At 70.2% G+C, this 18,867-nt stretch carries 23 protein-coding genes; 14 read left to right on the top strand and 9 right to left on the bottom strand.

Translation table 11 applies throughout. From position 1 onward, the window contains the following. Nucleotides 1-130 precede the first annotated feature (130 nt). Nucleotides 131-1,312, top strand: coding sequence for a methyltransferase domain-containing protein (locus ABZ881_RS14555; RefSeq protein WP_358484815.1), 1,182 nt, complete (start codon nt 131-133; stop codon nt 1,310-1,312). Nucleotides 1,313-1,975: 663 nt separating this feature from the next. Here ABZ881_RS14555 and ABZ881_RS14550 read toward each other — a convergent pair. The 4 genes from ABZ881_RS14550 to ABZ881_RS14535 form a co-directional block, all read right to left on the bottom strand. Then, nucleotides 1,976-2,845 carry a helix-turn-helix transcriptional regulator gene (locus tag ABZ881_RS14550; protein ID WP_358484813.1) on the bottom strand — a complete coding sequence of 290 codons (870 nt, stop codon included), beginning with the start codon at nt 2,843-2,845 and terminating at the stop codon, nt 1,976-1,978. Nucleotides 2,846-2,851: 6 nt separating this feature from the next. Beyond that, nucleotides 2,852-3,412 carry a DUF6879 family protein gene (locus ABZ881_RS14545; RefSeq protein WP_358484812.1) on the bottom strand — a complete coding sequence of 187 codons (561 nt, stop codon included), beginning with the start codon at nt 3,410-3,412 and terminating at the stop codon, nt 2,852-2,854. Continuing rightward, nucleotides 3,409-3,753 carry a hypothetical protein gene (locus ABZ881_RS14540; RefSeq protein ID WP_358484809.1) on the bottom strand — a complete coding sequence of 115 codons (345 nt, stop codon included), beginning with the start codon at nt 3,751-3,753 and terminating at the stop codon, nt 3,409-3,411. Before ABZ881_RS14540 ends, ABZ881_RS14545 begins: the two co-directional genes overlap by 4 nt. An 86-nt stretch (nt 3,754-3,839) precedes the next feature. Beyond that, a complete protein-coding gene (locus ABZ881_RS14535) occupies nt 3,840-5,408 on the bottom strand; it encodes an argininosuccinate lyase (RefSeq protein ID WP_358484807.1) in 1,569 nt (522 codons plus the stop codon). 272 nt (nt 5,409-5,680) lie between these two features. Here ABZ881_RS14535 and ABZ881_RS14530 point away from each other — a divergent pair, with 272 nt between their 5' ends. The 6 genes from ABZ881_RS14530 to ABZ881_RS14505 all read left to right on the top strand — a co-directional run bounded on the left by ABZ881_RS14530 (nt 5,681) and on the right by ABZ881_RS14505 (nt 10,520). Beyond that, nucleotides 5,681-6,454, top strand: a complete 774-nt coding sequence (locus ABZ881_RS14530) for an SDR family oxidoreductase (RefSeq protein ID WP_358484804.1) — start codon at nt 5,681-5,683, stop codon at nt 6,452-6,454. Between the two features lie 224 nt (nt 6,455-6,678). Further along, a complete protein-coding gene (locus ABZ881_RS14525; RefSeq protein ID WP_358484802.1) occupies nt 6,679-6,834 on the top strand; it encodes a hypothetical protein in 156 nt (51 codons plus the stop codon). 46 nt (nt 6,835-6,880) lie between these two features. After that, entirely contained in the window at nt 6,881-7,759 is an 879-nt protein-coding gene (locus tag ABZ881_RS14520) for an aminoglycoside phosphotransferase family protein (RefSeq protein WP_358484800.1), read from the top strand. Between the two features lie 940 nt (nt 7,760-8,699). Further along, complete coding sequence (locus ABZ881_RS14515) at nt 8,700-9,323, top strand: helix-turn-helix domain-containing protein (protein WP_358484798.1); 624 nt, start codon at nt 8,700-8,702, stop codon at nt 9,321-9,323. Nucleotides 9,324-9,382: 59 nt separating this feature from the next. Further along, on the top strand, nt 9,383-9,658 hold the full coding sequence (locus ABZ881_RS14510; protein WP_358484797.1) for a hypothetical protein: 276 nt from the start codon (nt 9,383-9,385) through the stop codon (nt 9,656-9,658). Nucleotides 9,659-9,764: 106 nt separating this feature from the next. Next, nucleotides 9,765-10,520, top strand: a complete 756-nt coding sequence (locus tag ABZ881_RS14505; protein WP_358484794.1) for a glycoside hydrolase family 16 protein — start codon at nt 9,765-9,767, stop codon at nt 10,518-10,520. Nucleotides 10,521-10,610: 90 nt separating this feature from the next. On the opposite strand, the gene ABZ881_RS14500 is transcribed toward ABZ881_RS14505, so the two are convergent. Then, on the bottom strand, nt 10,611-11,027 hold the full coding sequence (locus ABZ881_RS14500) for a class I SAM-dependent methyltransferase (RefSeq protein WP_358484792.1): 417 nt from the start codon (nt 11,025-11,027) through the stop codon (nt 10,611-10,613). 136 nt (nt 11,028-11,163) lie between these two features. Here ABZ881_RS14500 and ABZ881_RS14495 point away from each other — a divergent pair, with 136 nt between their 5' ends. From ABZ881_RS14495 to ABZ881_RS14485, 3 genes are all read left to right on the top strand, one after another. Beyond that, nucleotides 11,164-11,445, top strand: coding sequence for a GNAT family N-acetyltransferase (locus ABZ881_RS14495; RefSeq protein WP_358484790.1), 282 nt, complete (start codon nt 11,164-11,166; stop codon nt 11,443-11,445). A gap of 15 nt (nt 11,446-11,460) precedes the next feature. Then, nucleotides 11,461-11,664, top strand: a complete 204-nt coding sequence (locus ABZ881_RS14490; protein WP_358484788.1) for a GNAT family protein — start codon at nt 11,461-11,463, stop codon at nt 11,662-11,664. A 98-nt stretch (nt 11,665-11,762) separates the two neighbouring features. Next, nucleotides 11,763-12,644, top strand: a complete 882-nt coding sequence (locus ABZ881_RS14485) for an aldo/keto reductase (RefSeq protein ID WP_358484786.1) — start codon at nt 11,763-11,765, stop codon at nt 12,642-12,644. Between the two features lie 46 nt (nt 12,645-12,690). Here ABZ881_RS14485 and ABZ881_RS14480 read toward each other — a convergent pair whose 3' ends face one another. The 3 genes from ABZ881_RS14480 to ABZ881_RS14470 all read right to left on the bottom strand — a co-directional run bounded on the left by ABZ881_RS14480 (nt 12,691) and on the right by ABZ881_RS14470 (nt 14,375). Further along, on the bottom strand, nt 12,691-13,224 hold the full coding sequence (locus ABZ881_RS14480) for a barstar family protein (RefSeq protein WP_358484784.1): 534 nt from the start codon (nt 13,222-13,224) through the stop codon (nt 12,691-12,693). Nucleotides 13,225-13,356: 132 nt separating this feature from the next. After that, nucleotides 13,357-13,791, bottom strand: coding sequence for a GNAT family N-acetyltransferase (locus tag ABZ881_RS14475; RefSeq protein WP_358484782.1), 435 nt, complete (start codon nt 13,789-13,791; stop codon nt 13,357-13,359). 149 nt (nt 13,792-13,940) lie between these two features. After that, entirely contained in the window at nt 13,941-14,375 is a 435-nt protein-coding gene (locus ABZ881_RS14470; protein ID WP_358484779.1) for a GNAT family N-acetyltransferase, read from the bottom strand. 769 nt (nt 14,376-15,144) lie between these two features. Here ABZ881_RS14470 and ABZ881_RS14465 point away from each other — a divergent pair. The 4 genes from ABZ881_RS14465 to ABZ881_RS14450 all read left to right on the top strand — a co-directional run bounded on the left by ABZ881_RS14465 (nt 15,145) and on the right by ABZ881_RS14450 (nt 18,012). Next, a complete protein-coding gene (locus tag ABZ881_RS14465; RefSeq protein ID WP_358484777.1) occupies nt 15,145-15,636 on the top strand; it encodes a hypothetical protein in 492 nt (163 codons plus the stop codon). Nucleotides 15,637-15,719: 83 nt separating this feature from the next. Continuing rightward, nucleotides 15,720-16,109, top strand: coding sequence for a hypothetical protein (locus ABZ881_RS14460; protein ID WP_358484775.1), 390 nt, complete (start codon nt 15,720-15,722; stop codon nt 16,107-16,109). 476 nt (nt 16,110-16,585) lie between these two features. Beyond that, nucleotides 16,586-17,047 carry a hypothetical protein gene (locus ABZ881_RS14455; RefSeq protein WP_358484772.1) on the top strand — a complete coding sequence of 154 codons (462 nt, stop codon included), beginning with the start codon at nt 16,586-16,588 and terminating at the stop codon, nt 17,045-17,047. A 641-nt stretch (nt 17,048-17,688) separates the two neighbouring features. Then, a complete protein-coding gene (locus tag ABZ881_RS14450; protein WP_358484770.1) occupies nt 17,689-18,012 on the top strand; it encodes a hypothetical protein in 324 nt (107 codons plus the stop codon). A gap of 601 nt (nt 18,013-18,613) precedes the next feature. Here the strand turns inward: ABZ881_RS14450 and ABZ881_RS14445 are convergent. Continuing rightward, nucleotides 18,614-18,867 (bottom strand): integrase core domain-containing protein (locus tag ABZ881_RS14445; protein ID WP_358484768.1); only part of this gene is annotated, 254 nt, incomplete at its 5' end.

Raw genomic sequence — 18,867 nt, 5'->3', positions numbered from 1 at the left:
CGGCGACGATCGGAGAACCCGAGGCCAACACGTGTGACCAGTACGGATGGATCGAGCACGAGACCGGGCTCCCGATCGCCGACGCCCTGGCGCAGGAGTTGACCCATGGACCGGAGAGGAGTCCCATCGGATGATCGACTGGGAACAGCGAGCGGCCCGGCTGGTCGAGGTCCTGACCGACGGCGGGACGCTGACCGATCCACACTGGGCCGACGTCATGCAGGCCGTCCCGCGGCACGCGTTCGTCCCACGGTTCTACGAGCAGAGCCCGGACCAGAGCGGGTGGGAGATCGTCTCCGAGCAGACCGCTCCTGAACGGTGGGCGGAGGCGATCTACTCGGATCGCAGCCTGGCCACCGAGTTGCTGTCGACGCCGGACGTCCTCGACGGCTACCCGATCCCGATCTCGTCGTCGACGATGCCGTCACTCATGGCTCGGATGCTGGAACTGCTCGACGTCGGCGACGGGCACCGTGTGCTGGAGATCGGTACCGGCACCGGCTACAACGCCGCCCTGCTCTCGCAGCGGGTCGGCGCGCAGCAGGTGACGACCGTCGAGCTGCATCCGGGGGTCGCTGCAGCGGCCCGGGACCGGCTGGCCGACCTCGGACAGCACCCGGTGGTGGTCGTGGGCGACGGCACCGCCGGTGCCACGCACACTGCCCCGTTCGATCGGATCATCGCGACCTGCGGTGCCGATCAGGTGCCCGGGGCGTGGGTCTCCCAGCTCGGCGAGGGCGGCCGGATCGTGGTCGACCTGCGCAGCGAGTCCAGCAGCGGGCTCGTCGTGCTCGACAAGATCGACCCCGAGCACGTGTCGGGGAGGTTCGTCGGCCACCCGGGCCACTTCATGTGGATGCGCCCCGATCCCCGGCATTCCGCGCTCGAACCGGGTACACGGCAACGGCCACCGGCCCGCGGCGGGCCGAGCACCGTCCGCAGGGTTGTCATCGGTGCGGACGATCTGGGTCGGCCCGGCCTGCGGACCCTGCTGGGGATCGACATGCCCGACGTGGAGATCCCGGCCGCCGGGGCCCGGTCCCTGCGCGCTGGTGACGGCTCGTGGGCGACGCTGGACGCCTCGGATGTCACCGTCACCCAGGGCGGGCCCCACCGGTTGTGGGACCGCGTCGAGACACTGGCCGGCATCTGGCAGCAGCTCGGCTCACCCGACACCGACCGGTACGGGGTCACGGTCTCGGCCGAGGGTCAGCACGAGTACTGGATCGACACCCCCTCGACGGCCCTGCCCGACGCCGTCCAGCCACGAACGAAGCGACGCCACAGCCCGGAAGTGGGATCGCTCCGGTGAGGTGACGCATCCGGCCTGTGAGACCTCCGTGCTCGTCGGAGATCACGATTCGGTGGCCGGCCGCTCGCGCGGCGGCGACGAGGCGCTGCTGCTGCCCGCCGGAGAGCGACAGTGGGTGCCGTGCACTCCATGGTGCCCTCCGGGCCCGCCTCCCGCCGGCCGACGGGACGTCGCCTCCGCCGATGCCGGGACGACGCGGCATGACCGTCAACCGCGTCCCGGTCCGGGCCGGCCTGCACGTCGCACACCCGGCACGGCGGCCCCGCCGGAACCGTCAGCGACACCGGGCCGATCACCGTCCCGCACAGCGTGTGGAACCGGCCGACCGCGGTACCGGCCCGCCAGTTCTCCGCGCCCACCCGATGCTCCAAGCCGTCCTCGACGGCCGTCACGAGGACCGCGTCTCCCGCGCGCACCGGCGGTCACCGGTCATCGACACGGCCGGAGCACGCGGTGGGCAACGGCCAGCCGGGGCCGGGGATGATCCGCGTTCCGGACATGCGCAGCGCTCCTCGGGATCGACGATCGGGAGCACCTGAGACTAGTCCCCGACTAATCTGATGGATAGTCGGGACAGCATGCTGCCGCGCCGGACCGATCGCCGTCGCACAGCGGGACGGGTTCACGCCCGGCAGGAACGCGGCCCGGCAGGACACCCGCGGACTAGCGCGGGCCGGGAAGCTGCCGCAGCTCCTCGCGGACGGAGTCCAGCAGCTCGACGAGTTCGGCTCCGTGCGCGGCGAGCGCCTGCTGCTCGACCAGGAACTGCTCGTAGCGGGCCACGTCGGCCGGATCGGTGAGCTGCTGCTCGGCGGTCAGCGTCTCGATCTCGACGACCGCGGGGGAATCGACATGGCGGAGCAGCACGAACGAGTGCAGGGGCCGCGCCTCGCGGCGTTCCTGCCGCTCCCGGGAGATGACCCCGATCCGGACGTTCGGAAGGGCGGCCAGCGCCTCGATCCGGTCGAGCTGGGCGAGCGTCACCGAGACCGACCCCGGCCGCCATCGCAGCGCCGTCTCGGTGATGACGAGATCGAACTGCGTGGTCTCGTCGAACAGGACGGTCTGGCGGTTCATCCGGGCCAGCACCGCGGCCGGGATCTCATCGCGGGACATCAGGCTGTGCACCTCGAGCAGGCGCCGGGCGTACTCGGGGGTCTGCAGCAGGCCGGGCACGACCTCGGACTGGTAGACCGCGATACCGACGGCCGCGGCGTCGCGTCGGCCGCGGGCCTCCTGGTCCGCGGCGCCGGGACGGTCCGCGTGGCGCCACGGCCGCACCCGGATACCGGCCTCGCGGGCCAGCCCGACGACCTCGTCGCGCGTCTCGTCGTCGGCACCGACGGCGTCGAGCCACCGTTCCACGTCGGCCACGACCAGCGCGGTCCGGCCGTTCTCCATCTTGGAGACCTTGCTCTGTGACCACCCGGACGCCTGCCCCACGGCCGCGGCCGACAACCCGGCGGCCTGACGGAGCTCCTTGAGGTGAGCCGCCAGGCGCCGGTGCTGGTGGTGGGTCTCAGCGTCGGTCACAGGTGATCAGGTCGCAGCACGCTCGGAGGTCGGGGTGTCCGGGAGGGACGCCGAGGTCAGGTCGTACCGGTCGAACGGTACCGACAGCTCGACCGCGCGACGGCGGATGGCCACGTACGGCGCGGGATCCGGCGCCGCGGAGACCCCGAGGAACCGGCCCTCGTCGTCGAAGTGCTGCAACACGACGATCTGTTCGTCGAACATCCAGAAGTCCTGACGGGTCCAGTCGTCGTCGCCGGCCGGGAGCCGGCGCCGGTCGAGGATCCGGACCTCCTCCCCCGCGGGGATGTTCTCCCGCGGGTAGCAGTGCAGTTGGAATCGGGTGTAGTCGGTGACCGGGTGTCCCAGCAGCCTGACCCGGCCGAAGTACTTCCCGCTGCACACCTGGGCATGGACGCCTGCCAGCCAGTCGTCGTCGTCGACCGTGCGGGCGGGGAAGGAGGCGCCGGCGAGGAAGGCGTCGAAGTCCGGATCCTCCCCCGGGATGGCGTAGACGTCGCGGCACTCCAGCCGGAAGGCCGACTCGCGGTAGCTCCGGTACAGCGCGTCCAGGTCCTCCGGCGTCACACCGCTCCCCTCGCCGACGCGATCGCGGCCTCGTGCACCGCGGACACCGGAACCTCGTGGGCGCGTTCGCCCGCCGGGCAGGACAGCGACGTCGGGGTGCCGCCGACGTCGATCCACTCCCCCCGGATCCGCAACCCGCCGGCACCCGGCACGGTCACCGCGCAGCGCCCGGCGCCCTGCACCTCGAGTTCCCGGGCGGCGCGGTCGACGATGTCGCGCGGGACCCGCACGACATCGTCGGACACGATGTAGCCCTGGACGACCACCGTTCCCTGCGCAGTCAGCCACGCGGTCGGGCAGTTGCCGTTGCGACAGTCCGTCGTCCCGGCGAGCAGCTTCATCCTCGGTTCCGCCTTCCGGGCGTCCTCGACAGCGAGCTCCCCAGACTAGTCGTGACTAGTCCGAGCGACAACGGCGAGTCGCCCGGTCAGCCGCGGAGCTCGGCGAAGTCCTCGTCGAGCTCGGCGAGCGCGGCGGCGACGTGCTCGCGGCGCTGGGTGATCCACTCGTCCTGCGCGGTCAGCCGCTCCCGCGCCTCGCCGATCATCCGCTCCACCTCGGCGGGCTGCGACCCGCCGGACGTCGTCCGGTTGTTCACGATCGCGACCGGATCGAGCGCCGCCCGGAACTCGGCCTCGGTCAGCGGGAGCTCCGGCGGGCTGTCCGTCCCGGCGACCGCCTCGGCGTAGATGCGCTGGGCGTCGACGTAGGGGAACTCCAGCGGGCCGATGTTCTTGGACCGCGCGAAGGTGACGATCTCCGACGCGACGTGGTGCCCCTCGCGGAACGGCAGCCCGTGGTCGCGCATCAGGATGTCGGCGATCTCCTGGGACGCCGTCCAGTCACTGTTGATCTCTTCGAGGGCCCGCTCCGGGTTGACGACGAGTGCCTTCAGGACCTCGTCGAGACCGGCGAGTGCCGCGATTCCGGCGTCGACCACCTCGGTGTTGTTGTCGACCTCCTTCGGGTCGGGCATGCCGGGGGTGATGTTGTGGGTCTGGAAGACCGGGCCCTGGGCGAGCGCGACGGCCTGCGAGGCGTCGCTGCGGGTGTCGTTGAGCAGGCCGGGATTGCGCTTCTGCGGCATCGCCGAGGAGACGAACGTGTTGCCCTCGCCCTCCTCGAGCAGGATCCACGGCCGGGTCTGCGCGTACTGGGTGAGGACGTCCTCGACGAAGTTCCCGCTGTGCAGCGCCACCGCGGTGACGATCGAGCCGACCTCCACCGGGTGCTCCATCGAGGAGATCTGCGAGGCGTCGTAGGCGTTGTCGACGAGCGCGCCGAACCCGAGGTAGTCGGCCATCCGCTGCCGGTCCAGCGGCCAGCCGGTGCCGTTGAGGACGGTGGTGCCCATCGCGGAGCGGTCGACGCGGGCGTAGGCCTCCCGGAGCCGCTGGGCGTCCCGGTCGAAGCCGGCGGCGTGGCCGAGCAGCTGGTGCGCGTAGCTGTTCGGCTGGGCGGCGACGCCGTTGGTGTAGTTCGGCACGATCGTCGCGGTGTGGGCCGCGGCCAGCTCCACCAGCGTGCGCGACGTCGTGTTCAGCTGCTCGGCGAGTTCCAGCAGCTTCTCCCGCAGGATCGCCGCGCGGTAGGTCGCGTGCATGTCCTGACTGGACCGGCCGGCGTGCAGCAGCGTCACGTCGGTGGACCCGGCCTCGATGAGCAGCGGCTCGAAGGCGACGACGGTCGACGGGCGCTCGGCACCGGGTGCGGCACCGTCGTCGATCACCTTCTGCAGGGCGGCCGCGATGCCCGGCACCATCGCCGGGTCCAGCAGCCCGTCCTCGCTGTTGATGACGGTGGTCGCCTTGTTGATCTCGGCGAGCCAGAAGAACTCGTCCCGGACCGGCTCGTCCTGTTCCCGCTGGGCGACCAGCCCGACGGGACGGTGATCGTGGTCCGGCGCGGAGGCGGCGGCGGTGGAGAACAGGATCAGGCTCGCTGCCGCGGGTACGACGAACGATCGCGTTCGAACCCATGCGGAACTGGTGGACATCCTCGTCACTGAAGATCCCTCTCGTCGTGTCGGCGGAGACGGGGCCGGTTACCGGCGCCGGGCGCGATCGGCGGAGGAGGAGGTCGGGCACGCGTTCCGCGGAACGCGATACGCCGGTCCCGTCGATCCCGTCGGTCCCGTCGGTCCAGTCGGTCCAGTGCCCATGATTCGTTCCCCCCGGAGTCACGACCCTGCTGGGAGAATCCCGGTGGCCGATGGTCCGCTCCATCGGACGGCGGAATTCTTGGGACTCGCTTGGGATTGGGGCGTGCATGGCCTGTTCGCACGTCGTGACCGGTGCCGGGCGCGGGATCGGGCGCGCCGTCGCCGAGAAGCTGCTCGTCGGCGGTGACGCCGTCGTCGTGCTGGAACGCGACCCGGCTGCGCTCGGGTGGGTCGGCAGCCATCCCGCCGGATCCCGGATCGCCGCTGTCACCGGGGACGCCGACGATCCGGCCGTCGCCGGGCGCGCCGCCGATCTCGCCCAGGACATGGGGCCGCTGGCGGGCTGGGTGAACAACGCCGCCGTCTTCCGCGACGCCGCGCTGCACAGCGCACCCCCGGCCGAGATCGTCGCGCTGATCACCGCGAACCTCGCCCCGGCCGTCGTCGGCACCGCCGTCGCGGTGCGTCGCTTCCGCGCCCAGGGCACGCCCGGCTCGATCGTGAACGTGTCCAGCCACCAGGCCGGACGCGCCGTCCGCGGCGCGCTCCCGTACGCGACCGCCAAGGCGGCGGTCGAGGGCCTGACCCGGGCCGCCGCGGTGGACCACGGCCCGGACGGCATCCGGGTCAACGCGGTCGCGCTGGGCTCGGTCACCACCGATCGCTACCAGGCGTTCCTCGGCGACCGGGGCGCCGAGGCCGCGGCCAGGACCCGGCGGGAGATGGCCGAGATCCACCCGCTGGGCCGGGTCGGGCGGCCGGAGGAGGTGGCGGACACGATCGCCTACCTGCTGTCCGACGCGGCCGGATTCGTCACCGGGGTGGTGCTGCCGGTGGACGGTGGCCGGGCCGCGCGCGGCCAGGATCCCGAGTCGCGGTGACGACCCGGCGCCGATGAGTCCGGCGCGGTGGCCCGGTCCGCCCTGCCGTGAGCACGTCGGACCGGCGGGATCAGGACCGATCGCCGAGGAGGCCGTGCCGATGTCGCGCTCGATGCGGCGGGCCGGGTCACGGCTGCACCGCGTCGGCGGGGGTCACGCCCCCGGGGGCGGCGTTAGCATCGTCGGATGCCGGCCTCCTCCGGCCTCGACGGTCAGCGGCGGACATGCCGGAGCTGAGGCTGCTGCACACCGGTGACGCCGAGGCGGTCCTGGCGTTCGAGCTCGCGAACCGCGGCTACTTCGCCGCCACGGTCCCCGACCGCGGTGACGACTACTTCGCCCGGTTCAGCACCCGGTACGCCGCCTTGCTAGCGGAGTAGCGGAACACGGTCGTGGGCCACGCCCGGAACGGGCAGGGTGGGCCGGATGCAGCGTGCCGACATCGACACCGCCCTGGCCGCCCGCCTGGTCACGGAGCAGTTCCCGAGGTGGGCGCACCTGCCGGTGACCGAGGTGGCCCAGGGCGGCTGGGACAACCGCACGTTCCGGCTGGGCACCGAGCTGAGCGTCCGCCTCCCCAGCGCCGAGGCGTACGCGGCTGCGGTGGCGAAGGAGCTGACCTGGTTGCCGAGGCTCGCCCCCGGCCTGCCGGTCCCGATCCCGGCGCCGGTCGCCGAGGGCAGGCCGTCCGGGCTCTATCCGTGGCCGTGGTCGGTCCGCCGGTGGCTGCCGGGCCGGACGGTGTCGCGCGCCGCGGTGGGCACCGATCCCCGGTTCGCCGGGGATCTCGCCCGGTTCCTCGTGGCGTTGCAGCGCATCGACGCAGCCGACGGGCCGGCCGCCGGGCCGCAGAGCTTCCACCGCGGATCCGACCTCTCCGTCTACGACGAGCAGACCCGCCGCTCGATCGACCTGCTCGGCGACCGGATCCCGGCCGACGCCGTCGCCGTGTGGGAGGCCGCCCGCGGATCGCGGTGGGCCGGGGAGCCGGTCTGGTTCCACGGGGACGTCGCGGCCGGGAACCTGCTCAGCGACGCCGGACGGCTCTCGGCGGTCATCGACTTCGGCACCTGCGGGGTGGGCGACCCGGCCTGCGACCTGGTGCCCGCGTGGACGCTGTTCGAGGGCGCCGCCCGGGAGGAGTTCCGGGCCGGGGTGGACGCCCCCGGGGACACCTGGGCCCGGGCCCGCGGCTGGGGGCTCTGGAAGGCGCTGATCACGGCCGCCACCGGCCGGGAGGTCGGCGAGTCACTCCGGACGGTCTCGGCGGTGATCGACGAGCACCGCGGTCACCCACGCGGGTAGCCGGTCCGGACCGCGGGGACCGGCGGCGGGACAGGACGGCACCCCGCCCCGGCTGGCTACGCTCACGAATTTCGTCGGGATCGCTGTCGTCGGGGGCGGGAGGCAGGCGATGACGGAGCCGGCACCCCCGGTGTCACGGGTCGAGCTCAGGACCACGGACCCGGATCTGGCGCACGAGGCGCTGCGGGAGACCATGCCGACTTCACCGTCGACGTGTTCGGGAACGCCGAGGACTTCGCTTTCCGGCAGACCGGCATGATGGCTCCGGGCGTCGCGTTCGCCGGGCTCCGCTACAGCATGGGGGTCCGGTCCACTGTCGAGGCGAACCCGGACCTGTTCATGGTGGCCACCTGCCGGAGCGGGCCGATCGACTTCGTGTCCGGCCGCGACGTGGTGCGTCCGGAGATCGGGCAGCCGGTTCTGACCACCCTGCAGGACGCCGCCTGGTCCTGCGTGATGGCGGACCTGACGATCGAGACCGTCGCGGTGGATCCGGTGGTGCTCGCCCGTGCCGCCACCGCGGTGTTCGGGATCGGGCCGGACGAGCTGTCGTTCACCTCGATGACGCCGGTCTCGAGCTCGGCGGCCCGCTACTGGCACGCCGTGACGACGCACGTCCGGCAGGACATGCTGTCACACGCCGAGATCGCCGGTTCGCCGCTGGTCCTGGCCGAGGCGCTCCGATCGGTGGCGACGGCCGCGCTGGTGACGTTCCCGAACACCGGGCTGACCCGGTGGGACCGGAGCGGGTCCCCGGGCCGGGTGGAACCGGCCGCGCTGCGACGCGCGCTGGCCCATGTCGACGAGCACGCCGGCGAGGACATCGGCGTCGAGGAGATCGCCGCTGCGGCCCGGGTCAGTGTGCGGGGCCTGCAGCTGCTGTTCCGCCGCCACCGGGACAGCACCCCGACGGAGCACCTGCGGCTGGTGCGGCTGGACCGTGACCCTGACCCAGCTGCACTGGCCCGACGTCGACGCCTACGCGACAGCCATGACCGGCCTGCGGCCCGGCGGGCTCACCTTCCACAGCCTCACCCCCATCACGGCGGGCCGGGCCCGGCACTGGCTCCGTACCGTGGGCCACGTCCGCGCCGTCCTCGCCGACCCGTGGACGGCCGACAGCCCGATCGTCCTCGACCAGGCGTCCTGGTCTCTCGCGGCGGCCCTGCTGTCGACGTTCCCGAGCACCGCGACCGACCACGCCACCGATTCGGAGGCCCCTTCGGTGCGCGGCGACGCGTCCGCGGCGACCCTGCGCGAGGTCGCCGGGTTCATCGACGCCCACGCCGACCGGCCGATCGGCCCCACCGACATCACCGGGCTCGCCGGGATGCCGGTCGCCGAGATCATCGAGGGCTTCCGACGCCGGCACGACCGCCATCCCGCCGTGCTGCTCTGGCGAGCCCGGCTGCGCGGGGTGCGCCGGAGCCTCCTCGACGCGGACCCGGCGGTGACCGTGCTCGCCGCGGCGGCCGCACGCTGGGGGTTCACCCGGCTCGGCCGGTTCCGGGTCGCCTACGTCCAGGCGTTCGGCGAGACCCCGGATCAGACGCTGCGCCGCTGACCGTCCGCGCACCGCCGAATCCCGTTGCCGCGGGTCCGCTCCGTCGGCAGCCTGAACCGGTGAAGGTCTTCGGAGTCGACCCGCGCGATCAGCGGTGGGAGTGCGACACGCCCACGTACCGCGTCCACTTCCACGCGGGCACGACGTCCGACGAGTACGAGGTCCGTGGGGCGGACGACGTCCACGAGATGATCAGGTGGGCCGGGAGCGACCCCGCCGGGCGTCCGTACGTGCTCTACGTGCGCGTCGACCAGGACGGTCTCGGACTGGTGCGGCTGGCGGGCAGCGACCCGAACGAGAACCGTCGTACCCGGCGTCGTGGTTCCGGTCGGTGACGTACCACCGCTCCGCGGGGGAGGACGCCGGCTCGTCCGAGCCCGCGCCCGGGCCCTCGCCATACGCTCCCGGCATGCTTCTCACCACGGTCGCCACGGGCCCGTCGTGACCGGCTTCCGTGACACGTTCCCGGGCCCCCGGCTGGACCTGTCCGTGTGGACGCCCGCGTACCTGCCCGCGTGGAGCTCCCGGGTGGCCGCTGCGGCGACCTACCGCCTGGTCGGCGACGGACTCGTCCTGACGATCCCCGAGGAGCACCCGGTGTGGTGCCCGGAGCTGCACGAACCGCCGCTGAGGGTCTCCGCGGTCCAGTCGGGCAACCGGTCCGGCCCGGTCGCCAGCACGGCCGGCCAGCAGCCGTTCCTCGACGGTCAGACTGTACGCGAGCAGCAACCCGAGTCGCGGGGTTTCGTCCCGCTGCGGGGCCGGATCGAGGTCGAGTGCCGCGCGACCCTCGGGCCCCGGTCGATGTTCTCCGCATGGATGATCGGCATGGAGGACCGGCCGGAACGCTGTGGCGAGATCTGCCTGGTGGAGGTCTTCGGTGACGCCGTCGACGGGGACACCGCCGCCGTGGGCAACGGCCTGCACGCCTTCCGCGACCCGAACCTGCACGAGGAGTTCTCCGCCGACCGCCGGACGATCGACGTCGCGGCCCTGCACCGCTACGCGGTCGACTGGCGTCCGGACGGCGTCGACTTCCTGATCGACGACGAGATCGTCCGGCGGTCCGCGCAGTCCCCGGCCTATCCGATGCTGCTCATCCTCGGCGTGTTCGACTTCCCCGACCGGGCCGTGCCCGGCGTGCCCGATCCGGTCCCCGAACTCGTCGTCCGCAGTGTCACCGGGACACCGCGGTGACGGCCGGCTCCGGGCAGCCGAGCCACGGCGGCGCGAGCACCGACCGCCCCGGCTCGCTCGGGCTCCACCGGCCGGGTGGGTCCCCGCCTGCTACACCGGGTCGGAACCCGGACCTGGGACGGTGACCTGTCCGGTCCAGCCCGCAGGCTCCGATCTCCTTCTGAGGTGGTAGAGCGGCCCCAGGAGAAGTACGGCGTCGTAGGAGTGATCGGGTTCCGCCAATTCGACGGCGTCTCCGAGTGCAGCGGTGAAGGTGCCCGCCGAACGTGCCTGCTCGACATGCTCGGGCACCGCATCGACGAGGTGCACCGAGTGACCGAGTTCCGCGAGCCGGGCCGCGTGGACGCCGGCGCCTCTCCCGACGTCCAGGATGCGGCTGGGCGCTGCGGGCAGTGCACGTCGCAGGAGCAGTTGGGTCCGCAGTCGTTCCAGCGACGTACCGCCCGTCAGACGGCCCTGCTCGTCCGCGGTCGCGTAGTGCTCGACGAGTTCACCGCGATCCACCATGCGCCGCACGGTAGGGGCAGTACCGCGTGCAGGCTCGCCCTTTCCGTGGGGATCAGGCAGGGCGGATCGGCCGGCGACCCTCGTCCGAGCGTGCGGAGGCCGGGGGCCGTGCACCGGGCGTCGCTACGGTGGGCCCATGGCCGGGTACTCGCCGATGAGGATGTCGATCACGACCTCTCGTCTGGCGCTGCGCCCGTGGACTCCTGCCGACGCAGCCGACTATCAAGCGTTGGTCACCGAGCGAGGCAACGGTGTCCCGGCCCTCGACGAGATCCGCAGCACCATCGCGCGGCAACGTGCGGGGGCGGAGGAGAACGGCATCGCCCTGCTCGTGGTGACCCGCCTCGACGAGGACTTCATCGGCTACTGCGGTCTCGTCGTCGGCAGGACCACGCTGGACGAGCCGGAGATCGCCTAGGAGCTCCGGAGCCGGGTGCACAACCGCGGGTACGCGACGGAGGCGGCCGAGGCCGTCGTCCACGCCGCGACCGACACCGGGCGCCAACGGTTGTGGGCGACCGTCGGGACAGGGAACGCGCCGTCGCTCCGGGTGCTCGCCAAGCTCGGGTTCCAGCACGATCACGTCTCCGCCGAGCCCGTGGGTGACGTGGCCTGGCTGACCCGCCGCCTGGCGTGAGTCCCGCTCGCGCGGACGCTCTCCGGCGGAGGACGAGCCGGAACCGGCACCACCTTCGGCCTGGACCTCGAGTCCGGTCGAGCTCCTAGCCTCCCGGCATGGGACACGACGATCCAGCAGGCCGACCGGCTCTCGGCCACCAGGATTTCGGCGCGATGCGGCTGCGCGAGAACGCGACCGGCGACATCGACCGGGGTCCCGTCACGGTGGTCGGGGCGGTCCTCGACGCAGGTGTGTCGATGGTCGACACGGCGGACATGTACGGGAACGAGGACCTGGTCGGACGCGCGATCGCGGAACGACGCGACGAGGTCCTGCTCGCCGGCAAGTTCGGAGTCGTCTGGGACGACTCGACGCCGGACGGCTACGAGATCCGGGCCGACCCGTCGTACGTACGAGAGGCCTGCGAAGCCAGCCTTCGACGCCTCCGGACCGATCACATCGAGCTGTACTACCTCCACCACCGCTGCGTGACGACGCCCATCGAGGAGACCGTGGGAGCGATGGCGGAGCTGATCGAGGAGGGCAAGGTCGGAGCACTCGGCCTGTCCAACGTCACCGCCGACGACCTGCGGCGCGCGCACGCGGTCCACCCCATCACCGCCCTGCAGGAGCACTGGTCGCTGACCGAACGCACGGTGGAGCGCGAGCTCGTACCGACGGCCGCACGACTCGGGGTCACCGTCGTCGCGCACTCCCCCACCTCGCACGGGGCGCTCCACGACGGCGGCAGGGACGAGCCCGGCACCGACCGCCATCGGCTGCTGCGGGAGATCGCCGCGGCGCACGAGATCTCCGTCGGCCAGGTCGCGATCGCATGGGTGCACAGCAGGGGTGGTGCGCACGGCCTCCGCGTCGTCCCGCTGCCCGGGACGACGAGCGTCGGGCACGCCCGGGCGAACATCGCTGCCGGAGCAGTCGTCCTGACCCCGGCCGAGGTCGACCGGCTGACGGACGCGTGGGCTCCGGCGCCGCGCTGACGGACGGGAGAGTGCGCCGCCGGGTGTGGGCGGAGCCCGCAATCCCTCACTCCTCCGGAGGCACGCCCTCCCGCCGGACATGAATGCCTCCGACGGAGCCGAGGTCAGCGTCGGATCTGAGCAGCACCAGGAAGGGATGCCCGACGACAGCTGCGTACCGGGCCGCTCTGCAGAAGACGTCCGCAACGGTGGTGGCGAGCCACGGGCTGAGGTTGTGGACCTGGTCGTAGTTGTCGACGAGCACAGCGGTCCCCGACGACGCCGGATCACTGCCGTAGGTGAACTCGGCGACATCGCCGAGCATGTCGTCGAGTGCGTCCAGGTTGCGGCCGTAGTAGCCGGGGAAGGACAGCTCCGCGGCCAGCGCATCGTGCAGTCCGCCTTCGTCCTGCCAGCCGCCACCGTCGAGTTCGTGCACGACGTACCCCAGCCTGTCCAGGATTCGTCCGGCGCGGGCGAGACTCTCCGAGTCCGCGACCTGATGGACGAAGCCACGCAACAGCAGCTGGAAGTCGAACCGTTGCCGCTGAGCAGTGAACGCGGCCCGGTCGGCCGGGTCGAGCAGCACCTTCCGAGTCATGCCGCGCATCGTCGCGGACGAGAGCGCCACTGAGCGACGGTGTCGGGGCCGTGGCGGGCTCGGGAGGAGATCACCACGTGCTGCACCCCTGATCTCGAAGCGGTGTCGGGGGTGTGGGCGGAGCCCACGGTCTCAGAGGATCTTCCTGTAGTAGGTGGCGCTCTCCTGGTAGCCGAGGGCCGAGTAGAAGTCGGACGCTCGTCGTGTCGCCAGGGCAACGACGAGGGCCCCCGTTGTGAGCGCACGGCGCTCGAACTCGTCCATCAGCGTCGCGCCGATGTGCTGGCGCCGTAGCTTCGGTGCAACGACGATCTCCTCGACCCACGCAACATGTCCGTTGGCGTAGAAGGCCGGGTGGGTGAAGCCGAGGACGTACCCACTGATGGCACTGTCGGTCTCCGCGACGAGTAGCACGGCAGTCTCGGAGGCCAGGACATCGACGAGACTGCGCTGGAAGCTCTCGCGTTCGACGACGAAGCTGGTGGCCATCCCCGCTGCGAGCGTGTGAATCGCGGCCTCGTCCTCGGGGACAGCGGCCCTGACGTTGGTGGTCGGTCGCCCCGTCACGCCCGATGACGATAGCCCGATTGAGGTCAGCGCTCGTCCCGGATGCTCGGGCCGGCCCCGCGCCGCCGGAGGCGGCGCCTTGATCCTCACGAGGCGGAATCGGCAGCACGCGGACGTGAGCCGTCGCTCGATCCGCCCCGCCCTGCTGGTCAGCCCGCGAGCCGGGGGGCCGGGAAGACGTAGACCAGAGCAGGTCCAGTACGCCCGTCGCCCAAGCGGTGGGTGACCTCGGCGATCTGCTCGGCGCCGGAGCGGTCGTAGAGGTGGACGGCCGCGGCGTCCGTGGCCATGACGTCGAAGACCACGGTCCGGCCGATGAGCTGCGCGTGGTGGCGCAGGGCGAGGACGAGGAACCCCGCGAGACCGACACCCCGGTGGCCGGGATCGAGGAACAGGCGGGCCATGACGGCGATGTCGGCGACGGAGCCACCCGTGCGCTCGATCCACGCGCGCGCTGCGTCGTCCTCCGGCTGCGCCTCGGTGAGCGTGACCTGCCCGACCCGAACGCGGTCGACGAGGGCGGTCCAGCTCCGGATTTCGTGCGGGTGCTCCAGCCACGCCCGGGGATCGGCGATCCCCTCCACCGGGTACCCGGGTGACCGAGGTCAGCACGGTGTTCGAGGCCCCGGCGGGCTGAGCCGGCCGTTCCGCGGCGCCCGGGGTGGCCGCTGCCGGAGAGCGCGGTGTCCCCGCCCCGCACGTCGCGTCGCCGTCGCGTGGAGGACGCCCTCCGCGACCGAGATCAGTCCGTGCATGGTCCGTGAACACCCGTCACGAGCCGTCCGGAGCCGGACACACCCGGACAACGAAAAAGACCCCCTGCTCCAGCGTTTCCGCTGATCGGGGGTCTCTTTCACCTGCTGTGGCTGGTCCAGGATTCGAACCTGGGAAGGCTACGCCGACGGATTTACAGAGAGCTGCCAAACCCGCTCTGACCTGCGGTGCGACTGCCGACCACCCGCTTGCGTCCGCGTATCGTCCGTGTCCCGCACCGGCGGGCACTTCTCACCCACATTCCCGGCCCTGCTGGTGATCTCCTCGCGGCGCGGGCTCGTCCCTGCCGGGCCGCCGTGAGGAGATCATCAGCCCGCGCTTCCCTGATCTCCGAAGTGGTGTCGGGTTCGGGCGGAGCCCGAGGGGTGTTCGGAAGGTACTGTGACATGCACTCGCTCAGTGGGAGTAGATGTGGACCAACCGTCTTCGCCGTCGGACGCGAAAGTCCAGCCGGCCAGTGGTGGAGTCATCCTCGCCGGTCCGCCTGCAAGCGGGAAGCGAACGGTCGCGTTTGCCCTCTCCTCTCTGCGACGAAGCTACGCACACGTTCCGGCGCTTACGGCGGCAACGCACCCGGCCATGGGCGCGGAGCAAACCTCGCAGAAGCACCTTGATGAGCTGCGTTCGTGGGCCCAACTCTTCTATGAGTTCACCGTGGAGCGGGCTCGGTACGGCTATGACCGGGAGCGGCTAAACACTCTCCGGGGCCAGGGGCACATCCCCGTTGTCTGCGTCGAGAACATCGACGCCCTGTCCGCATTCCAACGCGAGTCCGACGACTGGCTCACGGTCCTGCTCCGCTGCCCCCGCGACCACGCTCAGGATCGGCTCACACGGGGACGCTCAGCCACTGAACGAGCGGCGATCATCACCCGTTCCTGGAGACGCCGGTGGGACCGGTCGGTCAAGGCGCTCGAACAGGGCGCACAACGATTCACCATGACGCTGCGTTCGGACCGGCTGGACGCGGTGGAGATCGCGCGAATCGTTCACCTTGCCGCGCAGGCCAGTGTCCGGGCGGACGGGAGCCCATCGACAGTCGAAGCGCGGTCGGCGTCGCGCTCACGGTGACGCCCGGACCGCGCCTCTGCCGTCCTTGATGCCGACCGCACCGAGAGGGATACTGACGCGCATGACGACATCCCGAAAGGACGATGGGCCGTAAGCGCCCATCTCGGGGCCGACAGTTCTACCGCCCGCCCACGACGATCCCCGGCGTCCCGCAGCGCACTTGCGACGCCCTCGACCGCCTCGACGAGTTCGAGCTGAGCGCAGCCTCGGTGAAGGAAGCCCTCGACCGATGGTACTGCTATACCCGTATTCCCACCGGCCAGCGCCGCTTGGAGAAGGACCCCTCCGACGAGGACGCTGGAGAACGCGCCCGGACGACACTCGACGCGGCCGTGGCGGCACTCGAAGAGCGCGAGGCCCGGCCACTGCGACGTCTGATCGCTGCCATGGACGAGCGCTTCCTAGCGACGACCGTTCCCGACCCATCCGTGCCTGCGACGCGACCGTGGTGGCAGCGCCGCGACTGGTTCTGACGAACGCCCCGTGAGATCAGTGCGCCTCCTCGGCTCGTCGGGCCGGGTAGCCGGCCACGGCGCCGCGAACGGGCCGGAGGTGTAGTGAGCGAGCGACGGGGCCGGCGTGGCCGGCCCCCGCGCCGCCGGAGGCGGCGCCTTGATCCTCAAGAGGCGGATTCGGCAGTACGCGGGCAAGAGAGAAGTTCGGACCCGGCCGGCAGAAAGTCGTTGCAGCGCATCAAGATGCATCTCGATACGGCTCCTCCGCACTCTGCACACGACCGCCCGCGGCAAGTACCGGTATAGCCCATATGGACGAATCTGCTAGTCCTTACGGGCCACATTTCACCTAGCCATGTTGCACCGATGACGGAGACCTGACCAGGTTCAACCAGCAACGACATCACTCCCCGCCGGGAGTCGGGCTCCTGAAGGTCCAACCGTAGGCAGGGGCCCATCCTGGAGCAGCGATCTTGGCCGAAGGATTGGTAACGATGCGCAATCATACGGGAATTCTGCTGACGCTGGCCGTTTTGATGGTCCTGGGTTTCTCGCTGCCGGCCGAGGCAGATGAATCAGAGCCGCCCAGTGAACAGGTAGAGCTGACCAAACCGGACGGGACAAAGTTCACCGCCACACCACATGGGAACCGGTATCTCGTGGACAAGTCAGTCGATCCTGACGGCTTCATCATGAATCGAGATGCATCAGGCAAGCCAGCTCGAACGGAACAAGCCGCTCCTCCCGCGTGCGTCGATGTATCCCTCGACGAACCTGGGATCGTGACCCAGACGGTTCGAGCCACCAACAATTGCGCGGTCACCCAGCGCGTCAAGTTCCTGATTGCTTTCGCACCCGATAGCGAGTGCCTAATTGCCGCGCCCGGGCAGCAGGTTTCACACGCCTTCCCCATTCAGGGAACTCCAGGCCGTTTCGACGGCGTTGAATCCTGCTAGCGTAGATCGCTCCTCAACGAAAGTCGCCCGCCCGATCACCGCAACGACGCCATCGACCTGGAGGGTTGCCATGAAGAGAGCGAGCTGAGGAACAAGCTGTCCATATCGCTAGCGGCAGCTGTACTCATGGTATCCGGCCTGCTTGCGAGTGCGCCGAATGCCATGGCAGCAGCCAATGACGCCGTTGTCGCTTGCGGCGCAACCAATGTGGTTCCAGGACAGGGGGCTGCCGTCCCTTCAGATGCGCAAGGCAAGTTCTTCCAGTACGTCCCGGCACAGCGAGACCCCGCGCCGATTCTATGCGGAAATGGAACAACGACCGGTGCAGTGCACATCGAAGTAAAGCACAACGTTCCCAACTGGGCAGAGGCCGTTACGGCGATATCGAAGGCGATCGACCGCGGTGTACCGAACCCACGACCTGAGGGGACGCGCTACTCGTGGACTTTCCGGCCGGGTAAGACCATCGAAGTTGTGGTTGGCGATGCCAGCGTTATCACAGCTTTTCCCGTGGACGGATTGGCGGACACGTGGACCGAGGCCTCGGTCGCTTAACGAAACAGGTCACGTTTATGCAGCATGAGAGCGCGGTTAGCGGCACGGCGACGCGCGCACGAAGGTCCGAGGGATATGATGCAGCCATGACCGAGAATCACGTATTGAATGCGGGCCAGTTGGTCAAGTACACACCTCCGCGCGACCTAGATGTTCCCTTGTACCCAGATCACCCTGGGAAGATCGAGGATGTGATGCCCAACTACTATTGGATCTCATGGGTGGGGCGGGAGCGGACGGACGCCAATCAAAGCGTGTACGAGTACGGATTCGTGACGAAGGTTGACGAAGAGGAGTATGCGACGCTCGCGAACATGGTGCGCGAACTCGACGCCACACACGGTCAGCCTAAGCCCTCTGAAGAACAGATTGAGTGGGCGCGCCGGCGTCAGGACTGGAAGAATATCTAGTACTGCCCCTTTGGGGATAGCGCGCTGATGACAGAGGGCGGACCTGCACTCGTGAAAGCGTGCGGTGTCACAGTGTGCACTATCTAACCCAATTGCAGAATGCACTATAGCAGGGCCGGGATCGGACGATATGTCAAGCGCGCGACTCACCAGCCGGGTCCTGCACCTCTCCGCGAATCCAGGCGTAGTGAACCCAGTTTTCTCGTCCTCTACATACTTCATTGCCGATTGGGTCCATCGCGAACGCGGAGTTCCGTAGTATGCGGTTTATGAGGCGGAAGACCTGACCGTCACCGACAAGATTGAGTACCGAAAATCGAGCGAGAAGATCCGACAGTTCGACGCGGAACTCGGCGCCCACCCCCTTAGCCGCAGCACCCGAGGAATCGGGGTCTCAGGCTATACAGGACCGGATCCGAACAGCGAAGAGATCCAGGCGCGGGGCCTTGGTCGCGGGATTTGCTGAGGGAACGTGACAGTTCGAAGATGGACCCGGCGGCGCTATCAGCCCTGACAGAACGGCGACTCGCCGCACGTGGTGAGTTCGCCGGAGGCGGGAACCTGAGCTTGGCCCCCTGCGCCGGACACTGACGGTGTGGGTTCAGTGATCTTGGTGTGGCGGGGTCTGGGCTGCTTCGTAGTCGACCGGGCTGAGCATTCCGATGCTGGAGTGGCGCCTGATCGGGTTGTACCAGCACTCTATCCACTCGAATATCGCGTTGGCAAGATCGGCGCGGGTTTTCCAGGTTCTCGAGTCGAGCAGTTCCAGCTGCAGCGTCCCCCAGAAGGACTCGACCATCGAGTTATCGTAACAATCGCCGACCGAGCCCATGGAGCCGACGAGTCCGGCATCTA

Origin of the sequence: Pseudonocardia sp. NPDC046786, assembly GCF_040645415.1 — a bacterium.
GTDB classification, from domain to species: Bacteria; Actinomycetota; Actinomycetes; order Mycobacteriales; family Pseudonocardiaceae; genus Pseudonocardia; species Pseudonocardia kongjuensis.
Note: the sequence above shows the minus strand (reverse complement) of the source record. Positions and strands in the feature narration are given on the sequence as shown.

Excerpts from the sequence above, each read along its gene's own strand:
- ABZ881_RS14555 (WP_358484815.1), top strand. The coding sequence starts at position 131 with ATGATCGACTGGGAACAGCGAGCGGCCCGGCTGGTCGAGGTCCTGACC.
- ABZ881_RS14540 (WP_358484809.1), bottom strand. The coding sequence starts at position 3,753 with ATGAAGCTGCTCGCCGGGACGACGGACTGTCGCAACGGCAACTGCCCG.
- ABZ881_RS14535 (WP_358484807.1), bottom strand. The coding sequence starts at position 5,408 with ATGTCCACCAGTTCCGCATGGGTTCGAACGCGATCGTTCGTCGTACCC.
- ABZ881_RS14530 (WP_358484804.1), top strand. The coding sequence starts at position 5,681 with ATGGCCTGTTCGCACGTCGTGACCGGTGCCGGGCGCGGGATCGGGCGC.
- ABZ881_RS14525 (WP_358484802.1), top strand. The coding sequence starts at position 6,679 with ATGCCGGAGCTGAGGCTGCTGCACACCGGTGACGCCGAGGCGGTCCTG.
- ABZ881_RS14520 (WP_358484800.1), top strand. The coding sequence starts at position 6,881 with ATGCAGCGTGCCGACATCGACACCGCCCTGGCCGCCCGCCTGGTCACG.
- ABZ881_RS14500 (WP_358484792.1), bottom strand. The coding sequence starts at position 11,027 with ATGGTGGATCGCGGTGAACTCGTCGAGCACTACGCGACCGCGGACGAG.
- ABZ881_RS14495 (WP_358484790.1), top strand. The coding sequence starts at position 11,164 with ATGGCCGGGTACTCGCCGATGAGGATGTCGATCACGACCTCTCGTCTG.
- ABZ881_RS14485 (WP_358484786.1), top strand. The coding sequence starts at position 11,763 with ATGGGACACGACGATCCAGCAGGCCGACCGGCTCTCGGCCACCAGGAT.
- ABZ881_RS14480 (WP_358484784.1), bottom strand. The coding sequence starts at position 13,224 with ATGACTCGGAAGGTGCTGCTCGACCCGGCCGACCGGGCCGCGTTCACT.
- ABZ881_RS14465 (WP_358484777.1), top strand. The coding sequence starts at position 15,145 with ATGGGCGCGGAGCAAACCTCGCAGAAGCACCTTGATGAGCTGCGTTCG.
- ABZ881_RS14460 (WP_358484775.1), top strand. The coding sequence starts at position 15,720 with ATGGGCCGTAAGCGCCCATCTCGGGGCCGACAGTTCTACCGCCCGCCC.
- ABZ881_RS14455 (WP_358484772.1), top strand. The coding sequence starts at position 16,586 with ATGCGCAATCATACGGGAATTCTGCTGACGCTGGCCGTTTTGATGGTC.
- ABZ881_RS14450 (WP_358484770.1), top strand. The coding sequence starts at position 17,689 with ATGACCGAGAATCACGTATTGAATGCGGGCCAGTTGGTCAAGTACACA.